Below are 8,847 nucleotides of genomic sequence, written 5' to 3' on the forward strand. Positions count from 1 at the left end.
AGGACGAACTCGCGCACGTGCTCGTCGCGGAAATCGCGAAGCGCCTGCCCGACAACCGCCTGATCTGATCCCGCGCGGCGGCCATAGCCGCCGCGCCCTTCCCGACCGATTCGACGACCGCATGAAACTCGACCTGAAGATTCTCGACGCGCGCATGCGCGACTACCTGCCCGCCTACGCGACCACCGGCAGCGCCGGCCTCGATCTGCGCGCGTGCCTCGACGCACCGGTCACGCTGCAGCCGGGCGAAACCACGCTCGTGCCGACGGGCCTCGCGATCCACCTTGCGGACCCCGGCTATGCGGCGCTGATCCTGCCGCGCTCGGGCCTCGGCCACAAGCACGGGATCGTGCTCGGCAACCTCGTCGGCCTGATCGATTCCGACTACCAGGGCCAGTTGATGGTCTCGACGTGGAATCGCGGCCAGACCGCGTTCGTGCTGAACCCGTTCGAGCGCCTCGCGCAGCTCGTGATCGTGCCGGTCGTGCAGGCACAGTTCAACATCGTCGACGAATTCACCGAGAGCGATCGCGGCGAAGGCGGCTTCGGCAGCACCGGGCGCCACTGAGCCACGCGGCATAAAAAAAGGGGCCACGCTGAGTGGCCCCTTTCCTTTTCACGCACCGTCACTTGCCGGCCGGTTGCGCGATCCGCGCGGGCGCCGGTTCGCGGCGCCGCGCCTGCGCGATGCTTGCATAGACGACCATCGCGACCAGCACGCCGAGCAGTACGGCCGACGAGCCGACCGTGCCGAGCGCGAGACCGCCCTTCGCGACCGGCTTCGTCAGCAGGTCGCCGACCGTCGCGCCGAACGGACGCGTGAGCACGAACGCGGCCCAGAACAGCAGCACGCCGGAGATTCGCGTGAAGTAGTGCGCGAGCACGATCGCCGCCAGCAGGCCGCCGATCAGCAGTGCGCCGCCGCCGAAGCCGAGCCCCGAGCTGTCCGCGAGGAAGTCGCCGAGCGCGGTGCCGAGCGTGTTCGAGAACAGGATCGCGATCCAGTACAGCAGTTCGACCTTGCGCGTACGGATCAGGTCGACCGACAGCGATTCGCCGCTGAAGCGCCAGACCGCGAAGATCGCCAGCAGGATCGCGACGAGGATCGACGCGCCGGCCGCATAGCCGAGGCCGAGCGTGCGATCCATGAAGTCGGACATCGTCGTGCCGGCCGTGCTCGTCGCGACGATCACGGCCCAGTAGATCGCCGGGCGATAGCGCGTCGTCCTGAGCTGTGCGCCCAGCGTCACGAGAAAGAAACCGAACAGCAGGATCGAGCTCACCGCGTAGCCGACGTTCAGCGTCATCGACAGCAGATCGCCGCCGGTTTCGCCGAGCGTCGTCGCGCAGATCTTCATGATCCAGAACGCGAGCGTGATTTCGGGCAGTGTGTTCATTCGAACCCCTTTTTGCAGGAAGCGGCGCGCCGGTGCGGATCGGCACGCCATGCAGACAGGATCGAATGTAGGCGCCGCTCGCTTAACGGAACCTTAGCGAGTGTGACGAACGGCGCGAGTGCTCGCGCCGGCGCGGTCAGCGCGCGTGCTGGTGCCGGTAATGCAGCGCGTAGGCGAGCGTCAGCAGCACGACGAATACGACGCCGACCACCATCGTCATCCGGAATTCGCGCGTGAAAGCGGTCGTCAGCAGGATCGCGGCGACGAGCCCCGCGCCGAGCAGGCTGCCGAACGGGTGCCCCCACATCCGGAACGCGAGCGCGGGGCCGCGATACCGCGCACGGAACCGCAGGTGCGTGACGAAGATCATCAGCCACGTGAACAGCGCGCCGAACATGGCGATCGCCATCATCACCGTGAACGCGGTGTCGGGCGCGAGCGCGACCAGCACGGCCGCCACCGCGACGCCGCTCGTCGAGATCCACAGCGCCGCCCGCGGCACGCCGTTCGCACCGAGCCGGCCGAACACCGCGGGCGCGAGGCGCGCGCGCGACAGGCTGAACATCATGCGTGTCGTCACGTAGAGCTGGCTGTTCATCGCCGACAGCGCCGCGATCAACAGCACGAAGTTGATCACGCCGGCCGCATACGGCACGTGCGTCGCGGCCATCACCTTCACGAACGGGCTTTCGTCGGTGCCGGCCTGCGTCCATGGCACGATCGCGAGCATCAGCGCGAGCGTCAGCAGGTAGAACAGCACGAGCCGGAACACGGTCGAGCGGAATGCGCGCGTGACCGCGTGCTGCGGATCGCGCGCCTCGCCGGCCGCGATCGCGACCGCTTCGATGCTCATGTAGCTGAAGATCGCGACGATCACCGCGACCCACGTACCCCACGGCCCCTTCGGCATGAAGCCGCCGTGCGCGGTGTAGTTCGCGAAACCGATGCCTGACGCGACCGGCGCCGCCCACACGAGATACGCACCGAGCACGATGAACACGACGATCGCCGCGATCTTCAGCAGTGAGAACGCGTATTCGACCGTCCCGTACAGCGTGACGCTCGCGAGGTTCACCGCGATCAGCAGCGCCGAGAAGCCGATCACCCAGTACCAGCCGGGCACGGCCGGGAACCAGTACTTCATGAACACCGCGATCGCGCTGATCTCGGTGCCGATCGCGAACACGACCGCGAACCAGTACGCGTAGCGCACCAGGAAGCCCGCGAGCGGGCCGACGTAATGCTCGGCATAGGCGCCGAACGAGCCGGCCGTCGGATGCGCGACGGTCATTTCCGCGAGCGCGCCCATCAGCAGCAGCGCGATCAGCGCGCCGATCGCATAGGACACCAGCACGCTCGGGCCGGCGAGCCCGATCGCGAACCCGCTGCCGAGGAACAGCCCCGTGCCGATCGCGCCGCCGATCGCGATCATCGCCATCTGCCCCGACGTCAGCGCGTGGCGCAACCCTTGTTCTCGCGCGACGATAGCGTCGAACGACCGTTGTTGTTGTGTCACTGCGTTACCACTCCCCTGCACCACCATCGCGCCGCCGGCGCCGGATAAAACGAAACGGCGCGGAGAACTTCCCGCGCCGTTCGCATGAACAACGAATTATCGCTTACTCGACTTCGACCGTCTCTTCGTTCGGCTTGTGCGGCGGATTCGCCAGCTTGTCGAACGACAACTGCACCTTGTCGCTTTCGTCGACGTCGACCGTCACGTGGCCGCCGTTGAGCAGCTTGCCGAACAGCAGTTCGTCGGCCAGCGCGCGCCGGATCGTGTCCTGGATCAGCCGCTGCATCGGCCGCGCGCCCATCAGCGGGTCGAAGCCATGCTTCGCGAGATGCTTGCGCAACGCGTCGGTGAAGAGCGCGTCGACCTTCTTCTCGTGCAGCTGTTCCTCGAGCTGGATCAGGAACTTGTCGACCACGCGCATGATGATTTCCTCATCGAGCGAGCGGAAGCTGATGATCGAATCCAGACGGTTGCGGAACTCCGGCGTGAACAGGCGCTTGATGTCGGTCATCTCGTCGCCGGTTTCGCGGCGCGTCGTGAAGCCGATCGTCGCCTTCTGCATCGACTCGGCGCCCGCGTTCGTCGTCATGATGATGATGACGTTGCGGAAATCCGCCTTGCGGCCGTTGTTGTCCGTCAGCGTGCCGTGGTCCATCACCTGCAGCAGCACGTTGAAGATGTCCGGATGCGCCTTCTCGATTTCGTCGAGCAGCAGCACGCAATGCGGCTTCTTCGTGACGGCTTCGGTCAGGAGGCCGCCCTGGTCGAACCCGACGTAGCCCGGCGGCGCGCCGATCAGCCGGCTCACCGCGTGACGCTCCATGTATTCAGACATGTCGAAGCGGATCAGCTCGATGCCGAGCGTGAACGCGAGCTGGCGCGCCACTTCGGTCTTGCCGACACCCGTCGGGCCGGAGAACAGGAACGCGCCGATCGGCTTGTCCATCTTGCCGAGGCCCGCGCGCGCCATCTTGATCGACGCCGCGAGCGCATCGATCGCCGGGTCCTGGCCGAACACGACGCTCTTCAGGTCGCGGTCGAGCGTCTGCAGCTTGCTGCGATCGTCCTGCGACACGCTTTGCGCCGGCACGCGCGCGATCTTCGAGATGATTTCCTCGATCTCGCTCTTGCCGATCGTCTTCTTCTGCTTCGACTTCGGCAGGATGCGCTGCGCGGCGCCCGCCTCGTCGATCACGTCGATCGCCTTGTCCGGCAGGTGACGGTCGGTGATGAAGCGCGCCGACAGCTCGGCCGCGGCCGACAGGGCGCCCGACGAATACTTGACGCCGTGATGCTCCTCGAAGCGCGATTTCAGCCCGCGCAGGATCGCGACCGTCTGCTCGACGCTCGGCTCCGTCACGTCCACCTTCTGGAAGCGCCGCGACAGCGCCGCATCCTTCTCGAAGATGCCGCGATACTCGGTGAACGTGGTCGCGCCGATGCACTTGAGCGTGCCCGACGACAACGCCGGCTTCAGCAGGTTCGACGCATCGAGCGTGCCGCCCGACGCGGCGCCCGCGCCGATCAGCGTATGGATTTCGTCGATGAACAGGATCGCGTGCGGGCGCTCCTTGAGCTCCTTCAGCACCGTCTTCAGCCGCTGCTCGAAATCGCCGCGATACTTGGTGCCCGCGAGCAGCGCGCCCATGTCGAGCGAGTACACCTGCGCGTTCGCGAGGATGTCCGGCACTTCGCCGCGCGTGATGCGATACGCGAGCCCTTCCGCGATCGCGGTCTTGCCGACGCCGGCTTCGCCGACGAGCAGCGGGTTGTTCTTGCGGCGACGGCACAGCACCTGCACGACGCGCTCGACCTCGGGCTCGCGACCGATCAGCGGATCGATGCGGCCGTCCTTCGCCATCTGGTTGAGGTTCTGCGTGAACTGCGCGAGCGGGGTTTCCTTCTGCGCGTTCGCGTCTTCGCTTTCCGCGTTCGCATCGGTCGACTTCGCGGCTTCGCCGTTGTTCGTCTTCGCGATGCCGTGCGAAATGAAGTTCACCACGTCGAGACGCGTGACGCCCTGCTGCTGCAGGTAGTACACGGCATGCGAATCCTTCTCGCCGAAGATCGCGACCAGCACGTTCGCGCCGGTGACTTCCTTCTTGCCGTTCGACGTCGACTGGACGTGCATGATCGCGCGCTGGATCACACGCTGGAAACCGAGCGTCGGCTGGGTATCGACGTCGTCGGTACCCGGGACGGTAGGTGTGTTGTCGTGGATGAAATTGCGCAGGTTCTGACGCAAGTCCTCAATGTTGGCCGCACACGCGCGCAACACCTCGGCTGCCGTCGGATTATCCAGCAGGGCCAGCAGCAGGTGCTCGACCGTAATGAACTCATGGCGCGCCTGGCGTGCTTCCATGAACGCCATGTGCAGGCTGACTTCCAATTCCTGGGCAATCATGCTTCCTCCATCACGCACTGCAGCGGATGCCCTGCCTGCCGCGCATGGGTAACGACTTGCTCAACCTTGGTCGACGCGATGTCCCGCGTATAGACCCCACAAACCCCTCGCCCTTCGCGATGGACCTTCAGCATGATCTGCGTGGCCGTCTCGCGATCCTTCTTGAAATACTCCTGGACCACCATCACGACGAACTCCATCGGCGTGAAGTCGTCGTTGAGCAGCACCACCTTGTACATCGAAGGCGGCTTGAGCTTCTGCTGCTTGCGTTCCAGGACGGTACTGTCCTGCTTGTCCGGGATAATCGCCATACACCCATTCTAAACAACTCGGACAGGCCCGCAATCCTGCCATTACCCGACCGACCGGCCGGCGCCCTCCCCGGTGTCCCGGAACACGCGATCGTCTTCGCGCCATACGAAAGCCGGCTGCGGTGCCGGCTTTCACGCATGGCGCGGAACACGAACCGTCAGGGGGAAGCTCACCGGAACGTCGTGTCCGCATCCAGTATCCCACAAGCCGGGACGACTCGAACGCGTGTCACTCGAGCCTGGTATATGAGCCGATTATGCGGCTTTTCAAGCCCCCGCGCTTGGCCACATGCTGCAAAGCAAAGCCGGAAAAACCCTGAAAATGGGTTCTTTACAACGACCCTCTAAACGTCTAAAAATTCCACTTGACACTCCAATAAAGAGCGCCAACAATCAAGCTGGCACTTTTTTCAATTCGCCGATTGGCGAAACGAAAGAGGCCGAGGTGAGCTTGTGAGGGGGGAACGGCCGTATTTTGGTCGTTTAGCTTTTCGAGCGTGCTCGTGGTAAGTAGCAGCGACTGTGTGACAGGGGAAGTAGGAAAATGGCAACTGGTATCGTTAAGTGGTTCAACGACGCGAAGGGCTTCGGTTTCATCACTCCCGACGAGGGCGGTGAGGATCTGTTTGCGCACTTCTCGGCTATCACCATGAATGGCTTCAAAACGCTGAAGGAAGGCCAGAAGGTGAGCTTTGACGTCGTTCAAGGACCGAAGGGCAAGCAAGCGTCGAACATCCAAGCCGCATAAGGCATCGGATATCGGACGAAGAAACCCGGCGCACAGCGCCGGGTTTCTTTTTTTTGTGGCCGGCCAATCGATAATCGATTGGCCGGCCTTTTCGTTCAATCCCGATAATTGAACACACATTGTCTTGTCACGCATGCAGATCGGATATCGAATCCGCATGTGAAACATATCCGCGGCTTCGTTACACGACCTTCAGCGTACCCATCATGCCGAGATCCTCGTGTTCGAGAATGTGGCAATGAAACATGCGCTCGCCGGGCATGTCTTGCGTGACGAGCAGCGACACGGTTTCACCGCTGCGCACGTTCACGGTATCGCGCCACGCGCGGAACGGCTCGCTCGTGCGCGAACCGGCCGATGCCCGCTCGATCACCTGGAACTGCGTGCCGTGCAGGTGGAATGGGTGGTCCATGTCCGTCGTATTGCGGATCTCCCAGCGCTCGACGTCGCCGCGGCGGCTCGTCAGCGTCGCGCGGTGCGGCGCGTAGGTGTCGCCGTTGATCGTGAAGCGCATGCCTGCCGGGCGGCCGTGCGCCGCGCCCTTCATCATCGCGTCCATGTCCATTTCCTCGCCGAACGCGACCGTCTTGTGCGCGACCGGTTCGCCGAGCGGCGGCACCGCGCGCAGCGTGGCAGGCAGCACACGGGCCTCGGCGGGCGCAAACGCGACATCGGCCAGCGCCAGCGCCGGATCGGGCGGCAGGCTGCCGTGGCCGTCGTCGTGCGACATCGCCATCTTGCGGCGGTCGTACTCGGCCGCCTGCAGCACCGCGCGCGACGCGCGGTCGCCGGCGCGCACCAGCAACTCCGCGCGCTCGCCCGGCGCGATCAGCAGCGACGTCACGCGCCGCGCCGTGCCGAACAATCCGCCGTCGGTGCCTGCGTGCTCGAACACGCGGCCGTCGTCGAACGCGATGCGCAGGTAGCGCGCGCTGCATGCATTCCAGACACGCCAGCGCTCGTCGCTCGCGACGTCGATGCGCGGCCGGCGCGCGCCGTTGACCAGGACGAATTGACCTTCCCGGCCGTTCATCCAGTCCATCATGTCGTTCGGCGCAATCGTGCCGTCGCGTGCAAGCTTCAGGTCCGACACGAACAGGTGACGCTCGGGCCAGCCGGCTAGCGGATCGTCCGCGGCGCGCACGACGAACGGGCCGGCCAGCCCGCGGAACACCTGCTCGGCGGTCATCATGTGCGGATGCGGGTGGTACCAGTAAGTCCCGGCGCTGCCCTTCGGCAGCGTGAAGCGATACACGCGCGACGCGCCGGGCGCGACGGGATCGGACGGATTGCCGTCCTGGTCCGGCGGCACGGGCAGGCCGTGCCAGTGGATCGTCGACGGCTGCGGCAGCTTGTTCACGAACCGGATCTCGACCGTATCGCCCTCGCGCACGTCGATCAGTGGGCCGACCACGGGGCCTTGCGTACCGGTACCGAACTGCCAGAACGTCGTCGGCCGCGCGCCGCGCAGCAGCGGTCGCGCCACCGGTTGAGCGACCAGCGTGGCCCGGAACGTGCCGGGCTCACGGCTTTCGTTGGCGAGCGTGCGCAACGTCGCGAGCGGCGCGCCGGCCGGCAGCGCGTCGGCGGCCGCGAGCGCGGCCGGCGCGGGCTGGCCGTGCTGCGCGTGCGCCGACATCCCTGACATACCCGACATGCCCGGCATGTCGTCCATCGAATCCATGCCGGCCATGCCCGCGTGACCGGCATGCTGCGCCGACGCGGTGCGCGCGAACAGCGACGCGGCCGCGACGCCGATGGCGCGCGACAGGAAGGTTCTCCGTCTCATCAATCGATCCTCGTTGTTCATGCAGCGCCGCGCGACAGCCGCGACGGTCGCGTCATCATAACCGCAGGGCCGGATCGAAAAACGCCGCCGCCCCCGCGGGCGGCGATACGCCGCGGCAAGCGTCGCCGGGCGGCGTCTCGGCAACCATCGTTACTCACCTGCCGGCCCTTTGCGCCGGCCAGCAAACGAGATTTCCACCTTCCGCCCCGCCCTGGCATACGCGCTCGCGGCCCCGATGGTCCGCAAACCCGCCAATTTTTCACGATGCGGAACAAGTCACTGCGTTATAAAAATTCGTGGTGCACGGCACAAATTCGCCGTTTCGCGATGCCGAAAAACTTTCCGCAATACAAAACGACGCAAATAAATTATTGTTTTTAAAAAAGAATTTTTGTTTCGAGAAGACGTTCTACCTGCACCATCCGAGCGGGGCGCGGACGTAGACTTTGTTCCATGCACTGACGCTTCGCCACGACGTTCGACACGGAACCCGGCGCAAGCAGCCAGTCGGGCCACAGCCGGCCGAGCCGGCAGGCGGCACAACAGAATCGCTCGTGATCAGAAAGGGAGAACGGAAATGAAGGGATTTCGCTTTGGTTCAGCGCTCGGGTCGTTCTACATCCTGCCGGCAAACGGCGGCTGGGAAGCGACGTTCGGCAACGCCTCGCTCGGCGCGTTCTCG

8 protein-coding genes are annotated in these 8,847 nt (G+C 65.0%); 3 read left to right on the forward strand and 5 right to left on the reverse strand.

The genetic code is table 11. The features are described from left to right. Window positions 1–121: 121 nt before the first annotated feature. A complete protein-coding gene (dut, locus tag JMF90_RS12210) occupies window positions 122–568 on the forward strand; it encodes a dUTP diphosphatase (protein ID WP_011546016.1) in 447 nt (148 codons plus the stop codon). A gap of 58 nt (window positions 569–626) precedes the next feature. Here dut and JMF90_RS12215 read toward each other — a convergent pair whose 3' ends face one another. The 4 genes from JMF90_RS12215 to clpS all read right to left on the reverse strand — a co-directional run bounded on the left by JMF90_RS12215 (window position 627) and on the right by clpS (window position 5,628). Continuing rightward, the gene (locus JMF90_RS12215) at window positions 627–1,397 is read right to left on the reverse strand and encodes a membrane protein (RefSeq protein WP_011546017.1); all 771 of its coding nucleotides are present in this window, start codon (window positions 1,395–1,397) and stop codon (window positions 627–629) included. Window positions 1,398–1,533: 136 nt separating this feature from the next. After that, window positions 1,534–2,913: an amino acid permease gene (locus JMF90_RS12220; protein WP_041489239.1), complete on the reverse strand. Its 1,380-nt coding sequence runs from the start codon at window positions 2,911–2,913 to the stop codon at window positions 1,534–1,536. Between the two features lie 103 nt (window positions 2,914–3,016). Then, a complete protein-coding gene (clpA, locus tag JMF90_RS12225; RefSeq protein ID WP_011694369.1) occupies window positions 3,017–5,317 on the reverse strand; it encodes an ATP-dependent Clp protease ATP-binding subunit ClpA in 2,301 nt (766 codons plus the stop codon). Next, window positions 5,314–5,628, reverse strand: coding sequence for an ATP-dependent Clp protease adapter ClpS (clpS, locus tag JMF90_RS12230; protein WP_006398529.1), 315 nt, complete (start codon window positions 5,626–5,628; stop codon window positions 5,314–5,316). The genes clpA and clpS overlap by 4 nt, the downstream gene beginning before the upstream one ends. Before the next feature lie 289 nt (window positions 5,629–5,917). On the opposite strand from clpS, the gene JMF90_RS12235 reads away from it, so the two are divergent. Beyond that, window positions 5,918–6,085, forward strand: coding sequence for a hypothetical protein (locus JMF90_RS12235; RefSeq protein ID WP_154316536.1), 168 nt, complete (start codon window positions 5,918–5,920; stop codon window positions 6,083–6,085). Between the two features lie 87 nt (window positions 6,086–6,172). Then, window positions 6,173–6,376: a cold-shock protein gene (locus tag JMF90_RS12240; protein WP_006478030.1), complete on the forward strand. Its 204-nt coding sequence runs from the start codon at window positions 6,173–6,175 to the stop codon at window positions 6,374–6,376. A 181-nt stretch (window positions 6,377–6,557) separates the two neighbouring features. Here JMF90_RS12240 and JMF90_RS12245 read toward each other — a convergent pair whose 3' ends face one another. After that, window positions 6,558–8,165, reverse strand: a complete 1,608-nt coding sequence (locus JMF90_RS12245; RefSeq protein ID WP_011546020.1) for a multicopper oxidase family protein — start codon at window positions 8,163–8,165, stop codon at window positions 6,558–6,560. Window positions 8,166–8,847 lie beyond the last annotated feature (682 nt).

Source organism: Burkholderia sp. E168m23, from assembly GCF_016586125.1.
In the GTDB taxonomy this organism is placed as follows: domain Bacteria; phylum Pseudomonadota; class Gammaproteobacteria; order Burkholderiales; family Burkholderiaceae; genus Burkholderia; species Burkholderia orbicola.